We start from the raw sequence: 15,318 nt of genomic DNA on the forward strand, positions 1-15,318 counted from the left end.
TACACGCTTAACAGCGCTGGGCAAGCGCTGCACTCACATCGACCAGATACGCGGCCGCTGCGCCGGCAGGCCCCAGAGGCTGCTGCGCCAGTGGCCCCAGACCGTCTTCCACAGCTGCATCGCCGGCTCCACCACGGGCGCCAGGCCACGCAGCACCAGCATATGCTCGTTCGGCGCGGTCACCCCGGCCATCAACCCCGCTGGGCCTGCGTCCAGCAGCTGCTGGGTGCTCTCCAGCAGCGCTTCGCGTTGCGCGCGGTTGATGGGCGAGCCGCTGGCGTAGATCAAACTCCCCAGGCAGCGCTGGCCCGCCAGGCCCAGCTGTGCGTTGAGCAGCAGCCCATCATCGGCCCGGATACGGCCGCGTTCCAGAAAATGCCCCGGCCATGCGATGTGCTGCGAAAACACGCCCTGGGTAAAGGGCTGACCCGCCAGCGGCAGGCCCAGCGCGGTGATGTCCCAGGTCAGCAGCTCTGCATCCGGTGCCAGTTCCATCTGCAGCTCATTGGCCGCATCGCAGGCGTTGTAGGCAATGGCTTCCAGCGGCAACCATTCCAGCCGGGCGCCGGCCTGCAGTTTGAGGCGGGTGCGCTGCAAGGCCGGCTGGCCATTGCTCTTGTAAAAGCGCGTTGCGCCCGGCGTGGTGACGAGCGCATGGGCGCCTGCCGCCACCTCGACCGAGATATCCAGCATATCGCCACCCACCAGGCCGCCGGGCGGGTGCACCAGCACGTTGTGGCAAATGCCCGGGCCTTCGGGGTAGAGGCTTTTGAGAATGCGCAGCGGGCCATCGTGGCTGAACTGCACCGACGTCTTGCCGGCTTGCTGGCCGTAGCGCAGGTCTAGTTGGGCATGCCAGCTCATGGCTGCGGCGGGCGCTGGGTGCCTGGCGGGCAGCAGGGCGCAAGGGCCGGGATCGGGAGCGGGAGCAGGGGGACGAAAGACATGCGTGGGCTTTTGCAAGCCACGTGCCAGGAACTGCACTGCTCTGGGGTGTGGTCTGTGCCGAATTGGTGCATGCGCGGCTGCTGTGCATGCATGTGGTGCAAGGCGGGCGGGTGGCGGCACGGAAAGCGTGCATGCCCAGCCGTTGTAGCCCCTTGGCATGTGCCTTGCTTTGCACTAGGTATGGAACTGACACCTCGCGAAAAAGACAAGCTGCTGATCTTTACCGCCGCCTTGCTGGCCGAGCGGCGCCTGGCCCGGGGGCTCAAGCTGAACTACCCCGAGGCGGTGGCGCTGATCAGCGCCTTTGTGATGGAGGGCGCGCGCGATGGCAAGACCGTTGCCCAACTGATGAGCGCCGGCCGCACGGTGCTCACGCGCGCCGACGTGATGGAGGGCATTCCCGAGATGATTGCCGATATCCAGATCGAGGCGACCTTTCCCGATGGCACCAAGCTCGTCACCGTGCATGAGCCCATTGTCTGAACCTCCCATTTTTCTCGCGCACTCGACCACTATGAACTTCAAGAAATTCTCTGCCGCGCTGGCCACCGCCGCTGCGGCTTTGCCGCTGTCAGCCATGGCCCATGTGGGCGCCGATGGTGGCGGCCACCATGGCTTTTTGAGCAGCTTTGGCCATGCCTTTGCCCATCCGTTTACTGGCGCCGACCATATGGCCGCGATGTTGGCCGTGGGCGCCTGGAGTGCGCTGACGGTGACGCCCGCCTGGCGCGCACCGGCCGCCTTTGTGGCCCTGCTGGTGGCGGGGGCGCTGGCAGGTTTTGCCGGTCTGTGGGTGCCCGGCGTGGAGCCGATGATTGCCGCATCGGTGCTGGTGTTGGGCCTGCTGGTGGCGGTGCAAAAGCAAATGCCCTGGGTGCTGGCCGCTGCGCTGGCCGGGGTGTTTGCGTTTTTCCATGGCGCGGCCCACGGCTTTGAGCTGGCGGCCGATTCTGCGCTGGCATCGGCGGGCGCGCTGGCGGGCATGGCGCTGGGTTCGGCCTTGTTGCATGTGGGCGGCATGGTGCTGGGCAAGGCCCTCATGCAGCGCCACCGCTGGCTGGCCAAGCTGGCGGGCGGGGCCACCGCGGTCTTGGGCGCGGCCATGCTGACGCGCCTGGCCTGACGAGGAGCGGCACCATGATCCCAGGTGAACTGCTGCTGGACGAGGGCGAACACACGCTGAACCCGGGGCGCCGCACCACCACGCTGGTGGTACACAACGCGAGCGACCGGCCCATCCAGGTAGGGTCGCACTACCACTTTGCCGAGACCAATGCCGGCCTGAGCTTCGACCGCCAGGCGGCGCACGGCATGCGACTGCATATTGCCAGCGGCATGGCGGTGCGCTTTGAGCCCGGCCAGCAGCGCACGGTGGAGCTGGTGGATGTTGGCGGCGAGCGGCAGATCTACGGTTTTCGCGGCCTGGTGCAAGGGGCGCTGGAATGAGGCCCGGCATGCTGTGCCAGCGTTCTAAGACAGGATGGTTCTGATGGCAACAATGGACAGACGCGCATACGCAGAGACCTATGGGCCCACGGTGGGTGACCGCCTGCGCCTGGCCGATACCGAACTGGTCGTGCAGGTGGAGCAGGACTTCACCCTGCGCGCGGGCGGCTACGGCGAAGAGGTGAAGTTTGGCGGTGGCAAGACCATCCGTGATGGCATGGCGCAAAGCCAGCGCAGCAGTGCGCAGGGCGCGATGGACACGGTGCTGACCAATGCGCTGATCATCGACCACTGGGGCATCGTCAAGGCAGACATTGGCCTGAAGGCCGGCCGCATTGCCGCGATTGGCAAGGCCGGCAACCTGGACACGCAGCCGGGTGTGGACATCATCATTGGCCCGGGCACCGAGATCATCAGCTGCGAAGGCATGATCGTTACTGCCGGCGGCATCGACACGCACATCCACTTCATCGCGCCCCAGCAGATCGAAGAGGCGCTGACCAGCGGCGTGACGACGATGATTGGTGGCGGCACCGGCCCGGCCACCGGCACCTTTGCGACCACCTGCACGCCCGGCGCCTGGAACATGGAGCGCATGCTGCAGGCGGCCGATGCCTTCCCGATGAACCTGGGCTTTCTGGGCAAGGGCAATGCCAGCCTGCCGCTGGCCCTGCATGAGCAGATCGATGCCGGCGCGATTGGCCTCAAGCTGCACGAGGACTGGGGCAGCACGCCGGCGGCCATCGACAACTGCCTGGATGTGGCCGAGCTCACCGACACCCAGGTGGCGATCCATACCGATACGCTCAACGAAAGCGGCTTTGTCGAAGACACGGTGGCCGCGTTCAAGGGCCGCACCATCCACACCTTCCACACCGAAGGGGCGGGCGGCGGCCATGCGCCCGATATCCTGAAAGTGGTGGGCGAGGCCAATGTGCTGCCCAGCTCGACCAACCCGACGCGGCCCTACACGATCAACACGCTCGATGAGCATGTGGACATGCTGATGGTCTGCCACCACCTCGATGCCGGCATTGCCGAGGACCTGGCCTTTGCCGAAAGCCGCATCCGCAAGGAAACCATTGCGGCCGAGGACATCCTGCACGACATTGGCGCCATCAGCATGTTCAGCTCCGACAGCCAGGCCATGGGCCGGGTGGGTGAGGTGATCCTGCGCACCTGGCAGACGGCGCACAAGATGAAGCTCCAGCGCGGCGCCTTGCCCGGCGACAGCGAGCGGCATGACAACTTCCGCATCAAGCGCTATATCGCCAAGTACACGATCAACCCGGCCATTGCCCATGGCATCAGCCATGAGGTGGGCAGCCTCGAAGTGGGCAAGTGGGCCGATATCGTCATCTGGAAGCCGGCCTTCTTTGGCGTCAAACCCAGCTGCATTCTCAAGGGCGGCTTTATCGCGATGGCGGCCATGGGTGACCCCAATGCCTCGATCCCGACACCCCAGCCGGTGCACTACCGCCCGATGTTTGGCGCCTTTGGCGGGGCGATTGCCAGGACCTCGCTGACCTTTGTCTCGCAAGCGGGCTTGGCTGCCGGCATTGGCCAGCGCTTTGGCCTGGCCAAGAGCTTGTCGGCCGTCAAAGGCATACGCGGCTTGCAAAAGCAGCACATGGTGCACAACGACCTGGCGCCGCACATGGAGGTCGATGCCCAGACCTATGCGGTGCGCGCCGATGGCCAGCTGCTGACCTGCGAGCCAGCGAGCAGCCTGCCGATGGCCCAGCGTTATTTTCTGTTTTGAACCGGTAAGGACCCATGGCAAGCCCATTGATTTTCAAGCTGGACCCCGTGACCGACGCGCGCGTGCTGGCCTTTTTGGAAGCGCACCTGAGCGATATGCGACGCATCTCGCCGCCCGACAGCGTGCATGCGCTCGACCCCGCGCAGCTGCGCGCGCCCGGGCTGCAGCTGTGGACCGGCTGGACCGCTGCGCAGGAGCCCAAGACCCTGGTCGCCACCTGCGCGCTCAAGACCCTGGATGCCGGCCACCTGGAGCTCAAATCGATGCGGGTGGAGGCGGCGCAACGCGGCTCAGGCGCCGCCCAGCAGGTGCTAGACCATGTGCTGGCCCAGGCCCGCGCGATGGGGGCCAGGCGCATCAGCCTGGAGACGGGTACCGAGGCCTTTTTTGCACCGGCGCGCCGTTTTTACGCGCGCAATGGCTTTGTGGACTGCGCACCGTTTGGCAGCTACCAGCCCGATCCGAACAGCTGCTTTATGCGCCTGGAGCTGCCATGACGGACGGGGCGATGCTGCAAGTCTCCAAATGCCTGCCCGCTGGCCAGGGCCTGGCACCGGCCCTGCGCAAGCGCGCAACTGTTGTCGAGCTGGACTGGGATGTGCGCCAGAAATCGCGCTTCTCGGCCACCGACAGCAGCGGCCGTGCGCTGGCGATTTTTCTGCCACGCGGTCAGGCCGTGCGCGGAGGCGATGTGCTGGTGGCCGAGGACGGCTCGGTGATCCAGGTGGTGGCCGCGCCGCAGAACGTGCTGCATATCAGCGCTTGCGCGCAGCATGGCTCGGCTTTTGACCTGATGCGCGCCGCCTACCACCTGGGCAACCGCCATGTGCCCATCGAGCTGCAGCCCGACCACCTCAAGATCGAGCCCGACCATGTGCTGGCCGACATGCTGCGCAGCATGCATATGACCGTGGTCGAGGCGGAGCTGCCTTTTGAGCCGGAAGGCGGCGCCTATGGCGGGCATGTCACCAACGATGGCCACAGCCACCATGGGCATGGCCATTCCCATCCGCATCCGCACCACCTCGGATGAGCACGCCGCTCCTCACCCTCTCACCCGCCAGCTTTTTGCAGCTGATGTGGCTGGCTTCGCCGGCTTTGCCGATCGGCGGCTTCTCCTATTCGGAGGGGCTGGAGGCGGGCGTGAATGCCGCGCTGGTGGGCAACGAGGCGCAGGCGGCCGACTGGATTGACCAGCAGCTGCAGCTCAGCCAGGCCCGGGGCGATATGGCGGTGCTGGCCCAGGCCATGCAGGCCTGGCACAGCGATGAGCGTGGGCGCCTGGTGGCACTCAACGCCTGGGTGCTGCAGACGCGCGAGAGCAGCGAGCTGCGCCTGCAGACCGAGCAGATGGGCCGCTCGCTGGTGGCCTGGTTGCAGAACCGCTATGCCGATGATGGCGAGGCGCTGGCCCGGGTGGCCTGGCTGGCTGCCCAGGATGCAAGCTACCCGCTGGCCTTTGCGCTGGCCGCGCACCTGGCAGGCGCAGGCGCGCGCGATGCGCTGCTCGCCTATGCCTTTGGCTGGGCCGAGAACATGGTGCAGGCAGCGATCAAATCCGTGCCGCTGGGCCAGAGCGCCGGCCAGCGCATTCTGGCGCGGCTGGCAGAGGCGATACCGGCGGCGGCCGAGCATGCGCTGGTGCTGGGCGATGACCAGCGCCAGGCTTTTTCCCCGATGCTGGCCATTCTTTCGGCCCGGCATGAACACCAATACTCACGGCTTTTTCGATCATGAGCACTGCACTGCACCACATCCCCCACCGCAGCAAAAAGCTGCCTCCGCTGCGCGTTGGTATCGGCGGGCCCGTGGGCTCGGGCAAGACCACCATCTTGGAGATGCTGTGCAAGGCCATGCGCGACAAATGGGACCTGATCGCCATCACCAACGACATCTACACCAAGGAAGACCAGCGCCTGCTGACCGTCAGCGGCGCGCTGCCAGCCGAGCGCATCATGGGGGTGGAGACGGGCGGCTGCCCGCACACGGCGATCCGCGAAGATGCCTCCATCAACCTCGAAGCCATCGACCGCATGCTGGGCCAGTTTCCCGATGCCGATATCGTGTTTATCGAATCGGGCGGCGACAACCTGGCTGCGACCTTCAGCCCCGAGCTGTCGGACCTGACCATCTATGTGATCGATGTGGCGGCCGGCGAAAAGATTCCGCGCAAGGGCGGCCCGGGCATCACCAAGAGCGATCTGTTTGTGATCAACAAGACCGATCTGGCCCCCTATGTCGGTGCCAACCTGGAGGTGATGCGCAGCGACACCGAACGCATGCGCAGCACGCCCAAAGGCACCAAGCCCTTTGTGATGACCAACCTGAAGACACTGGACGGCCTCGATGAGGTGGTGGCCTTTATCGAAAAGCAGGGCCTGCTGCTGGGCTGAGTTGCCGTACCGAGGGCATCAGCGCTGGGGCGTATTGAGGCTAAAAGCCGTATCGGGGTGCTCGCGGCCCTGCTGCGTAATCCAGGCCAGCCAGTCCTGCGCCGTGATCTGCGTGCGGCCTTGCAAGGCCGGGGGCAGGGCCTCGTAGACCAGCACCTCCAGCGGCTGTTGGCCGCCGCTGGTCAGCGCGACGTCCAGCGTCAGCACGCGCTTGGTGTATTCACCCACATCCTGCGGCCAGATGCCTTCGATGCGGTCCATGGCCTGCTCCAGTGCATCGTTCAAGGGGTAGACCTCGGCGAGCACCAGGCTGCTGCCCTGCAATTGCAGGCCCGGGTACCAGCCCAGGTCATACAGCGTTCCCGTCAGCAAGCTGCGGCCCAGCAGGGCGATGCCAGGCTGCAGCCGGGCAATGTCGTTGACGCCCCCGGCGCGCAAGGTGCCATAGACGGCGACATGCCCCGCGCCGCAGGGGTGCCAAGGCGGGTTGCGGATGGGATGTTCTGGGGGCGGAGTCTGCATCGAATACTGTGGTGGAGATTGATCAGCCGGCCTGCGCAGGCCGGCCCGCCGCTTGCCGGGTCTTGGCAATTTCGCGGCTGGGTAGCGGGGTCTCGCCGGTGGCCATGCGCATCAGCAGGCAGTGCAGCATCTCGGTGGACAGGCCATGGAGCACCAGGCGGTGGCCAGCGCGCAAGGTGGACAGGGGCACCAGCGGGTGCTTGTTGTTGAGCATCACCAGGTGCTCGGGCGAGGACAGGATCTTGGCCGCATAGATGGCAACGGTTTCATCGAGCTGCAGCGAATTGCTGGCGCGCCAGAAATCGTTGTCGGTCAGCAGCAGCTGGTACACCGGCGTGTAGATCTCGATGGCGCTTTGCAGATCGAGAATGTTGAGCCGGCCATGGGGCATCGCGGCCAGCTGCAGCGGTGGGTCGCAGAGCATGCCAAAGTCGGGCTCGGCCACCGGGCCCATGTGCTGGCCGTGGCTGCGCAGCGTGGTGTTGAGCCGGATGACAAAGTTGAACAGGTTCAGGTCGTGCTTCAGGAACAGCTCGTCCTTGATGTCATCGATCTCCATCGGGGCCAGCGGCTTGGTGGGCACGGGGGTGGGCGCATTGGCGCCGATAAAGCTCAGGATCTGCGAGCCCAGGTGGAAGTGGCGCATGATGAGCCAGTTCGCCTCGGGCGAGACAAAGCGGTTCATGCTGAAGGCCAGGGTGCGGTGCAGCAGTTTAGAGTGTGCCCAGCGCTTGGGCAGCAGCACCTTGAGGATCTGGATCAGGATGATGCTCAAGCGCGCAAGCGGCCGGATAAAGGGCAGCAGAAACTGGCGCGAGCGGCTGCTCGAATCCTTGAGCCAGGCGGCCTTGACATGGTCGGGCAGCGGCGTGCTGTCGTCCAGATAGAGCGCCAGCCAGGGGTTGGGGTCGCGCTCGTCGTGGGGGATGTCCCGAAAATCGGTCATCGTGCGCGCTCCGAGGCCGTGGCTTCCAGAATGTGCCGGAATTGCATCAGGTAGAGTGCGGCGGTATGGCGTGCAGTCGCGGCAATCGCTGCTGCGGCGGTGCCGGTCTCGTCCAGCGCCATCACCATCTGCACCGCCAGCAGCCAGCGCTCCAGGTGGTCTTCGTCATTGGCGCCGTGGTACTCCAGAAAGCGGAAGCACTCTGGGCCCAGCGCCAGGTGCTGGCGCAGCAGCGGCAGCAGGCTGGGGACAATGCGCTGGCCCGTACCTTCAATGATGTAGATGGCGCCCAGGAGGCCAATCGGGTTGGGAGTGGCTGCCAGGCTGTGCAGGTAGCTGTTGAGCGCCTCGCCGCCGGGGTTGCGGCGCAGCTGCTGGATGTCGGTTTCGGTGCCCCCGGCATTCAAGTAGTCCTGGTGCAGGATCTTGAAGTCGTTCTGCTCCTCGCTGGCATGCACGCCCATCAGCGCAGCCAGCTCGGCATAGGCCCCTGTGAGCGAGGTGGCACCTTCGCGCATCCACAGGCTGCCTTCGCGCACCTGCGGCACCCATTGGCTCATCCAGCGCACATAGTCGGCCTGCTGGATCTGGCCGCTGTGGATGCGGTGCACCAGCGGCGTGCGCCAGACCTGGGAGCGGTAGTCATGCCAGATGCTGGCCAGCTCGGTCAGCAAGGGCGCCAGGCCCGCTGGGGCTGCGGCCGGATCATGGGGCGGGGCGATCAGCGCGCTTTCTGCAGCGGCTGCGGCCTGGGGCGCGCGTTGGGCCGGGGTGCTGGCGCTGGTGGCAGACGTGCCAGCAGGCGTGCTGCGCTCCACCTCCAGCAGCATATAGCCAGCGGTAAAGCGGCCGGACTCGGGCACAAAGCACAGCATGGTGTCGCCGGGTTTCAAGCGCTCATGCTGGGTCTGCAGGTATTCGGCGATCATCACAAAAATCGAGGCCGCGCCGGTATTGCCGCGCCAGGCCAGGTTGCTCCACCAGCGCTCCCGCGGGATCGACAGCTGCGCCTTGTTCAGCAGCTCATCGACGACGGGAATGAATTTCTCGGACGAGTAGTGGCACAGAAAATGGTCAATGCCGCGCTCGGGCAGCCAGCCCTGGTGGGCGATGCGGGCGTACTCGTGGATGCAGACATCGAAGAGGTGGGGCAGCAGGCGGATGTCCTGGCGCAGGGACAGCGCGCCTGCGGCCTCGGCCTCGGCCCAGGAGGGGAAATCGAGGTGGCTGCGCTGGCGGTCATGCGTGAGGCCCAGCTGCATGCACACCGGGTAGTCGCCGGCAAAGCTGCGCTGGTGGGTCCAGCGCAGTTTGAGGCGCAGGTCGGGGCGCTGGGGCAACGCGGCGCCCTGGCCCAGCAGCACGGCGCCGGCGCCATCGCTCAGCATCCAGCGCAAAAAGTGCGCATCGAAATCGGTGTTGTAGTCCTGGCCCGCGTAGCGCGAGCGCTTGAAAAGGCGCGAGGGCATCTCGCTGGCCACCGCCAGCGCATGGGCATGCGTGCCGTGCTCCACCGCCAGCGCCGCGCTTTGCAGCGCACCCACGCTGGCCGCGCAGACGCCCTGCACGCTGAGCAGCTCCATCGGCGGGGCGGCCATCTCGCCCTGGATCATGCTGGCAAAGCCGGGCATCAGCGCGTCGCCGCCAGAGGACCCGCTGGCCAGAAAGCCAATGTCGGCCAGCGGCCGCGCGGCCTGCGCCAGGGCCGCTTCGATGGCGCCCTTGGCCATTTGCGCATTGCTGTAGCGGGTGCTGCCATCGGGCGCAATCGCGTAGTGGCGCTGCTGGATGCCGTTTTCCGCCAGGATGCGGCGCTTGATGCGTTCGGACAGGCGGTTGAGTGGTGCGACATAGGCATCCATGCCGTCGTTGGCAATGGGGGCGCCGGGCATGAAGTGACCGGCGGATTCGATATAGACCTGCGAATAAGCGACTGGCATAGATGACTACTTTTTCTCCATAGGCGGCATCAGCGACCGGCTGCGGGCCGATCGGCAAACCATCCCTCCAACAAAGACCCGTGCCATATAGGGCAACAGGCCTGCCTCATTGAGCGCCGGGTGGACCCGGTGTCGGTATTCTTCAGCATGCAAACGGGTCAACGCGGACCAGTGGGCATGCGGGCATTCATGGTGGGCGGTGTGCAGGCCAATATTAAAGAGCAGCGGGTTGACCCAGCCTTCAAAATTGCGCGCGTAGTTCAGCATGCCACCGTCGGTATCGTTTTTGAACTTTGGGGGCTTGCGGCCATCGGCATGGGCATGCTGCAGGTAGTTGGTGGCCAGCAGCCAGTGCAGGCCATGGAGCTGGGGCAGGATGACAAAGACCAGCGCCTTTTTCCAATCCAGCGCCAGCAGCCCCGCCCAGCTGCCCAGCCACAGTGCGTACTGGCCCATGCAGTAGCGAAAGGCGCCGGGCTGGCGCCGGCGCAGCCCCGCCAGCCAGCGGATGAACAGCGGGTACAGCACCCAGGCCGCCTGCAGCGGGTGGAGCAGGTAGCCCCATAGGTGGTTGCTGTCACCGCCAAAGCGGTAGGTGCGGGCGATGTCCTGCTCGCCATGCTTGTAGCGGTGGTGGTTGGCCACATGGGCGGGCCAGAACACAAAGGTAGGGTGGCCCTGCAGCAACGTCAGCGCATAGTCGGTGGCGCGGTTGGCCCAGCGGCTGTGCGGCCCCGTCCACATGCGCAGGTGCGTGTGGTTGTGGTGGATGACGCCGATGCCCAAGGTCAAAAATAACTGGACCAGATAGAGCCACCAGACCAGGCCATGCTGCCACTGCCAGATGGCGATCAGCGGCAGGGCCAGCATGTAGAGCAGCGATTGCCAGTCACGCCAGTGGCGCAGCCGGGGCAGTGTGCGGGAGGCGGTGACGGGCAGGGGCGGGCTGTCGTCGCGGGTCATGCCAACCGGGTCAAGCAGCGGGGCGGCCTGGGGCCGGGCGTGGAGGGCGCGGGGGCAGCGGGTCTGCTTCGCTGCGCATCAGGCGGTCCATAAAGGCCAGTGCAAAGCCATAGTTGCCGGCGGGCCGGGCATGGTGCAGGTGGTGGCGGCGGCTGGCAGCCAGCGGGTGGCGGGGCCCTACGCGCGGGAAGAAGTCGTAATTGGCATGGCCTACGGCGTTAAGGAAGATGCTGAACACCGGCACCGAGGCCAGCGACCAGAAGGCAAAGTCATGCAGCACCATCGGCAGCAGGATCACATTGCCCAACATCATCGCCTCGATGGGGTGAAAGCTGTAGGTCGACCAAGGCGTGACGACGACCGAGCGGTGGTGGTCGCCATGGAAGCGCTTGAACCAGCGCGTGTGCAGCAGGCGGTGGTTGATCCAGAAATGCACATCGTTCCAGATCAGCAGCACCCAGATCTCGATGGCGATTTGCCAGCCGCTGGGCGCCACTGCAAAATGCGCCCAGCCCAACTGCACGAAGCCCCAGGGCACGACCATGCCCAGGCCAAACACCAGGATCGAATGGAAAGACTGGCGCCACTCGCGCCGCAACTGGTCGGGCTTGAGCGGCCGGGTATCGAGCACCCGGCCGATGCCGCGTCGTTGTAGAAAGCCGGTGAGCGCCGTCATGCCCAGGCCACCCGCCACATACAGGACACTGAAAAATGCCAGGCCCCAAGCCATCACCTGCCAGGCGCTGAGGTCGGAGAAGACTTGGGCGGCCGTCATTGCGCGCGGATGTTCTGCTCTTTGATGATGGCGCCCAGCGCCTTCACATCGGCATCAATGCGGTTTTTCAGGCCTTCGGGCGAGCTGCCCACCGCCTGCCAGCCCTGCAGGGCGAGCTTTTGGCGCATCTCGGGGCTGCGCACGATCTCGCCCACGGCCGCAGCGAGCTTGTCGACATGGGCCTTGGGCATGGCCTTGGGGGCGGCCACGGCGTTCCAGATTTCCATGTCGTAGTTGGCAATACCCAGCTCCTTGAGGCTGGGCAGGCCGGGAGCCAGCGGGCTGCGGGCGGCCGAGCTCACGCCAATGCCGCGCAGCTTGCCGGCCTGGATCTGGTTCATCGCCAGTGCTGGTGGCAGCATCGAGAGCTGCAGATCGCCGCCCTGGATGCCGTTAAATACCTGCGGGTAGCCGGGGTAGGGGATGTGCTCGGGCTTGATCTTGGCACGGCTCTTGAGCAGCTCCATGCCCAGGTGGCCGATGGTGCCCACGCCAGGTGAGCCATAGCTCCAGCTGCTGCCCGCCTGGCTGGCGGCCTCGAAAAAGGCCTTGCCCTCCGGGGCCTTGGCCGGGGCGACCAGCACCAGCGGGGCCACGCCAATCAGGCCGACAGGCTGCAGATCGGTCAGCGGGTCGTAGCGGATCGCGGGGTTGAGCAGCTTGGCAATCGTCATATTGCCGTTGATCATCACGCTGAAGGTGTAGCCGTCGGTGGCGCGCGCCACGTATTCGGCGGCGATGTTGCCGCCAGCTCCGACCTTGTTCTCGACGATGATCGGTTGGCCCAGGGCCTTTTCCAGCGGCTCGGCCAGCGCGCGGGCGGTCAGGTCAGGCGAGGATCCTGCCGGAAAGCCCACGATCAGGTGCAGGGGTTTACTCGGCCAGTTGTCCGCAGCCAGGGCGCCGGTGCCGGCGAGGGTGGCCAAAGTGGCTGCCACCAGGCAGCGGCGGGACAGGGAAAAATGCATAAAAGCTCCAGATTCGCATGGCTGCCCGCATGGGTGGAGGTTTATCCGTCTGTACGTCCGCCGGGCTCATACGGGCCATAAAAAAAGCGCACAGGCCGGAGGCATGTGCGCTTTGATTATCGCCAATTGCGATATGGATGTGTGCTGCGATAGCAGATCGTTGCAATACGGCTTAAGCGTATTCGGCCAAGGCCTTGCGCATCTTCTTCATCGCTGCCGATTCGATCTGGCGAATCCGCTCGGCGCTGACGCCGTAGACAGCGGCCAGGTCGTGCAAGGTCATGCCGCCCGAGCCATCGTCGTTCACCTTGAGCCAGCGCTCTTCCACAATGTGGCGGCTGCGCTCGTCCAGGGTGGCCAAGGCTTCCTGAATGCCATCGGTGGCCAGGTAGTCGCGCTGGCGCGACTCGATCATCGCGGTGGGCTCATGCGAGGCGTCTGCCAGATAAGCGATCGGGCCATAGGCCTGCTCGCCGTCATCGGAGGGGCTCGGATCGAGCAGCACATCGCCGCCCGACAAGCGGGTTTCCATCTCGATCACGTCTTCGCGCTTGACATTCAGGTGCGCGGCCATCGCGTCGATTTCGCTCTCGGAGAGCGTCTCGCGCTGCATCGCGCCGTCTTCCATGCCCGCTTCGGCCTTGAAGCCCTGCTTCATCGAGCGCAGGTTGAAGAACAGCTTGCGCTGGCTCTTGGTGGTGGCCACCTTGACCATGCGCCAGTTCTTCAGAATGTATTCGTGGATCTCGGCCTTGATCCAGTGCATGGCGTAGCTGACCAGACGTACGCCCTGGTCCGGGTCAAAGCGCTTGACGGCCTTCATCAGACCGACGTTGCCTTCCTGGATCAGATCGCCGTGCGGCAAGCCGTAGCCCATGTACTGGCGGGCAATGGATACCACCAGGCGCAGGTGCGAGAGCACCAGGCGGCCGGCGGCCTCTACATCACCGTTTTCCTTGAGTTTCTTTGCATAGCCCAGCTCTTCCTCGGGGGTGAGCATGGGGATGCGGTTGACCGCAGTGATGTACGCGTCCAGATTGCCCAGGGGTGGCACCAACGACCATGGGTTTGCAGGAGCCAATGCGGTAGAAATGGTGGCGGCTCCAGAATGAGTTGTCACGCTAGAAGTCCTTTCGTCTATGCGATACATAGTAACACCGGTAGGAGTCCCTTGATGCTGTGGGAGTTCCCATGCTGCAGTGCGGTAATCTCGGGTTTAAGTTCTGACTAAGAACGGCGAGGATTGGCGTAGATAAAGAATAGCTTGCTCCTGATTTTGATGCTATTCACATTTCTTTATCGCGGCCATAGCGGCTGGCGGGGCGCTGTCTGACACCCGTTTCCGCTTTCAGGGCAGTTGGAGTGGGCAGTCTGTGGATAAGTTCCATACTGGCGGCTAAAAATCTGGATATATTCTCAGTGGTTGGGGTGCTGTCAAGCAGCCTTCCAAATGCAGCGTGTTTGATAAAAATCATGGAGTTGAATAATGCATCCCTTGGCCATGAACCCCGGCCCGGCCGGCCACTACCTGGTGGCATGGGCCAGCACGACGGTGGACAGTGAAACGGCGGCCCAGGCGCTGGCCCAGGCGGGCGTGAAGGCCCGCCTGGCGGCCTGCGCCCAGGTCGAGAAAATCCATTCGCACTACTGGTGGGACGGTCAGTTGCAGCAGACCGATGAATGGCGCATTACCTGGAAGACCACGCCCCCCAGCCTGCTGGCCTTGCAGCGTTTGCTGCTGCCGCTGCACCCCTATGCGCTGCCGCAGTGGCTCTGGGGTGAGAGCGCGGCCAGCCCCGCCTATGCGGCCTGGGTCGCGGCGGAAGTGGGCTCTGCGCTGCAGGTGTGAAGGGCTACGGCGTCTGGTCAGCCTTATCAGACGGGCAGCACAGCCACGCCCTGGGCGCCGAGCGCTGCCAAGGCCTCGGTGTTGGCGGGATGGGCATTGGTGATCAGCGTCTGCTGGGTGGGTGGGCAGGCGACGGCGTAGCGGCTGCGCAGTCCTATCTTGCTGTAGTCGGCCAGCACCAGCATGGACGAAGACTGCTCGGCCATGGCGCTGGCCAGGCTCGCTTCATGCTCGTTGCCAAAGGTCACGCCATCGTGCGCGCTGATGCCCACCGGCGAGAGCAGCGTGACATCGGCGCGGTAGCGGCGGATCTCATTGAGGGTGACCTCGCCATAGGTGCAGGGGATCTCGGGGTTGGTATCGCCGCCCAGCAGCACCACGCGCATGCGGTTCGCCGTGCCAGCGGGCGCCTGGGTGCCAGCGAGCTTGAGGGCCACGGTGATGGAGTTGGTGACCACGACCAGGCGGCTGATCAGGCTGAGCTCTTCGGCCAGGATGGCCGTGGTGGTGCCGGCATCGATAAACACCATCTGGCCCGGTTGCAGACGCTTGACCGCCGCCTTGGCGATCGCGCGCTTCTCGGCCACGCGCAGCGCCTGGCGTTGCACAAAAGGGGGCTCGTCTTGCGTGACGCGGGCGACGCCGCCATGCACGCGCCGCACCAGGCCCATGGATTCGAGCGCCAGCAAATCCTGGCGCACCGTTTCGCGGGAGACCTGCATGTCCTGGATGAGTCTTTCGGTGCTGAGCCGGTCGATCGAGGCGAGCAGCGACTGGATGCGGACAAAGCGGTCTTCTTGCAGCAT

The 15,318-nt window shown here is 65.2% G+C and carries 18 protein-coding genes; 9 read left to right on the forward strand and 9 right to left on the reverse strand.

From position 1 onward, the window contains the following. Positions 1-33: 33 nt before the first annotated feature. Positions 34-864, reverse strand: coding sequence for an urease accessory protein UreD (locus tag DCO45_RS04375; protein ID WP_116924690.1), 831 nt, complete (start codon positions 862-864; stop codon positions 34-36). Positions 865-1,128: 264 nt separating this feature from the next. Between DCO45_RS04375 and DCO45_RS04380 the strand changes: the two genes are divergently transcribed. Genes DCO45_RS04380 through ureG form a run of 8 tightly spaced genes read left to right on the forward strand, consistent with a single transcriptional unit; the run spans position 1,129 to position 6,549 of the window. Next, the gene (locus DCO45_RS04380) at positions 1,129-1,431 is read left to right on the forward strand and encodes an urease subunit gamma (protein WP_116924691.1); all 303 of its coding nucleotides are present in this window, start codon (positions 1,129-1,131) and stop codon (positions 1,429-1,431) included. A gap of 31 nt (positions 1,432-1,462) precedes the next feature. Next, positions 1,463-2,071, forward strand: a complete 609-nt coding sequence (locus DCO45_RS04385; protein WP_116924692.1) for a HupE/UreJ family protein — start codon at positions 1,463-1,465, stop codon at positions 2,069-2,071. Positions 2,072-2,085: 14 nt separating this feature from the next. Next, positions 2,086-2,394, forward strand: coding sequence for an urease subunit beta (locus DCO45_RS04390; RefSeq protein ID WP_116924693.1), 309 nt, complete (start codon positions 2,086-2,088; stop codon positions 2,392-2,394). Between the two features lie 43 nt (positions 2,395-2,437). Then, positions 2,438-4,156: an urease subunit alpha gene (gene ureC, locus DCO45_RS04395; RefSeq protein WP_116924907.1), complete on the forward strand. Its 1,719-nt coding sequence runs from the start codon at positions 2,438-2,440 to the stop codon at positions 4,154-4,156. 14 nt (positions 4,157-4,170) lie between these two features. Then, on the forward strand, positions 4,171-4,653 hold the full coding sequence (locus DCO45_RS04400) for a GNAT family N-acetyltransferase (protein WP_116924694.1): 483 nt from the start codon (positions 4,171-4,173) through the stop codon (positions 4,651-4,653). Then, a complete protein-coding gene (gene ureE, locus DCO45_RS04405; protein ID WP_243419241.1) occupies positions 4,650-5,189 on the forward strand; it encodes an urease accessory protein UreE in 540 nt (179 codons plus the stop codon). Before DCO45_RS04400 ends, ureE begins: the two co-directional genes overlap by 4 nt. Continuing rightward, positions 5,186-5,893, forward strand: coding sequence for an urease accessory UreF family protein (locus DCO45_RS04410; RefSeq protein WP_116924696.1), 708 nt, complete (start codon positions 5,186-5,188; stop codon positions 5,891-5,893). Before ureE ends, DCO45_RS04410 begins: the two co-directional genes overlap by 4 nt. Further along, on the forward strand, positions 5,890-6,549 hold the full coding sequence (gene ureG / locus DCO45_RS04415; RefSeq protein ID WP_116924697.1) for an urease accessory protein UreG: 660 nt from the start codon (positions 5,890-5,892) through the stop codon (positions 6,547-6,549). Before DCO45_RS04410 ends, ureG begins: the two co-directional genes overlap by 4 nt. Before the next feature lie 18 nt (positions 6,550-6,567). Here the strand turns inward: ureG and DCO45_RS04420 are convergent, their stop codons facing one another. The 7 genes from DCO45_RS04420 to rpoH form a co-directional block, all read right to left on the reverse strand. Next, a complete protein-coding gene (locus tag DCO45_RS04420) occupies positions 6,568-7,071 on the reverse strand; it encodes a gamma-glutamylcyclotransferase family protein (protein WP_116924698.1) in 504 nt (167 codons plus the stop codon). A gap of 22 nt (positions 7,072-7,093) precedes the next feature. Next, positions 7,094-8,017 (reverse strand): hypothetical protein, encoded by a 924-nt coding sequence (locus tag DCO45_RS04425; RefSeq protein WP_116924699.1) that lies wholly within the window; start codon positions 8,015-8,017, stop codon positions 7,094-7,096. Further along, entirely contained in the window at positions 8,014-9,957 is a 1,944-nt protein-coding gene (locus tag DCO45_RS04430) for a StlD/DarB family beta-ketosynthase (RefSeq protein ID WP_116924700.1), read from the reverse strand. Before DCO45_RS04430 ends, DCO45_RS04425 begins: the two co-directional genes overlap by 4 nt. A 6-nt stretch (positions 9,958-9,963) precedes the next feature. Beyond that, the gene (locus tag DCO45_RS04435; RefSeq protein WP_243419242.1) at positions 9,964-10,920 is read right to left on the reverse strand and encodes a fatty acid desaturase; all 957 of its coding nucleotides are present in this window, start codon (positions 10,918-10,920) and stop codon (positions 9,964-9,966) included. Positions 10,921-10,930: 10 nt separating this feature from the next. Further along, a complete protein-coding gene (locus DCO45_RS04440) occupies positions 10,931-11,695 on the reverse strand; it encodes a sterol desaturase family protein (RefSeq protein ID WP_116924701.1) in 765 nt (254 codons plus the stop codon). Then, positions 11,692-12,663: a tripartite tricarboxylate transporter substrate binding protein gene (locus DCO45_RS04445; RefSeq protein WP_116924702.1), complete on the reverse strand. Its 972-nt coding sequence runs from the start codon at positions 12,661-12,663 to the stop codon at positions 11,692-11,694. The genes DCO45_RS04440 and DCO45_RS04445 overlap by 4 nt, the downstream gene beginning before the upstream one ends. 172 nt (positions 12,664-12,835) lie before the next feature. After that, complete coding sequence (gene rpoH / locus DCO45_RS04450) at positions 12,836-13,783, reverse strand: RNA polymerase sigma factor RpoH (RefSeq protein ID WP_021026256.1); 948 nt, start codon at positions 13,781-13,783, stop codon at positions 12,836-12,838. Positions 13,784-14,149: 366 nt separating this feature from the next. Here rpoH and cutA point away from each other — a divergent pair, with 366 nt between their 5' ends. Beyond that, positions 14,150-14,512, forward strand: a complete 363-nt coding sequence (gene cutA, locus DCO45_RS04455; RefSeq protein WP_232539545.1) for a divalent cation tolerance protein CutA — start codon at positions 14,150-14,152, stop codon at positions 14,510-14,512. 26 nt (positions 14,513-14,538) lie between these two features. Here the strand turns inward: cutA and DCO45_RS04460 are convergent, their stop codons facing one another. Beyond that, positions 14,539-15,318: a DeoR/GlpR family DNA-binding transcription regulator gene (locus DCO45_RS04460; protein WP_116924703.1), complete on the reverse strand. Its 780-nt coding sequence runs from the start codon at positions 15,316-15,318 to the stop codon at positions 14,539-14,541.

This window comes from Comamonas sp. JNW (assembly GCF_003105075.1).
Lineage (GTDB): Bacteria > Pseudomonadota > Gammaproteobacteria > Burkholderiales > Burkholderiaceae_C > Comamonas > Comamonas squillarum.

Excerpts from the sequence above, each read along its gene's own strand:
- ureC (WP_116924907.1), top strand. The coding sequence starts at position 2,438 with ATGGCAACAATGGACAGACGCGCATACGCAGAGACCTATGGGCCCACG.
- DCO45_RS04460 (WP_116924703.1), bottom strand. The coding sequence starts at position 15,318 with ATGCTGCAAGAAGACCGCTTTGTCCGCATCCAGTCGCTGCTCGCCTCG.
- DCO45_RS04430 (WP_116924700.1), bottom strand. The coding sequence starts at position 9,957 with ATGCCAGTCGCTTATTCGCAGGTCTATATCGAATCCGCCGGTCACTTC.
- DCO45_RS04400 (WP_116924694.1), top strand. The coding sequence starts at position 4,171 with ATGGCAAGCCCATTGATTTTCAAGCTGGACCCCGTGACCGACGCGCGC.
- DCO45_RS04390 (WP_116924693.1), top strand. The coding sequence starts at position 2,086 with ATGATCCCAGGTGAACTGCTGCTGGACGAGGGCGAACACACGCTGAAC.
- DCO45_RS04435 (WP_243419242.1), bottom strand. The coding sequence starts at position 10,920 with ATGACCCGCGACGACAGCCCGCCCCTGCCCGTCACCGCCTCCCGCACA.
- DCO45_RS04445 (WP_116924702.1), bottom strand. The coding sequence starts at position 12,663 with ATGCATTTTTCCCTGTCCCGCCGCTGCCTGGTGGCAGCCACTTTGGCC.
- DCO45_RS04380 (WP_116924691.1), top strand. The coding sequence starts at position 1,129 with ATGGAACTGACACCTCGCGAAAAAGACAAGCTGCTGATCTTTACCGCC.
- ureE (WP_243419241.1), top strand. The coding sequence starts at position 4,650 with ATGACGGACGGGGCGATGCTGCAAGTCTCCAAATGCCTGCCCGCTGGC.
- DCO45_RS04420 (WP_116924698.1), bottom strand. The coding sequence starts at position 7,071 with ATGCAGACTCCGCCCCCAGAACATCCCATCCGCAACCCGCCTTGGCAC.
- ureG (WP_116924697.1), top strand. The coding sequence starts at position 5,890 with ATGAGCACTGCACTGCACCACATCCCCCACCGCAGCAAAAAGCTGCCT.
- DCO45_RS04410 (WP_116924696.1), top strand. The coding sequence starts at position 5,186 with ATGAGCACGCCGCTCCTCACCCTCTCACCCGCCAGCTTTTTGCAGCTG.
- DCO45_RS04375 (WP_116924690.1), bottom strand. The coding sequence starts at position 864 with ATGAGCTGGCATGCCCAACTAGACCTGCGCTACGGCCAGCAAGCCGGC.
- DCO45_RS04425 (WP_116924699.1), bottom strand. The coding sequence starts at position 8,017 with ATGACCGATTTTCGGGACATCCCCCACGACGAGCGCGACCCCAACCCC.
- DCO45_RS04385 (WP_116924692.1), top strand. The coding sequence starts at position 1,463 with ATGAACTTCAAGAAATTCTCTGCCGCGCTGGCCACCGCCGCTGCGGCT.
- cutA (WP_232539545.1), top strand. The coding sequence starts at position 14,150 with ATGCATCCCTTGGCCATGAACCCCGGCCCGGCCGGCCACTACCTGGTG.
- DCO45_RS04440 (WP_116924701.1), bottom strand. The coding sequence starts at position 11,695 with ATGACGGCCGCCCAAGTCTTCTCCGACCTCAGCGCCTGGCAGGTGATG.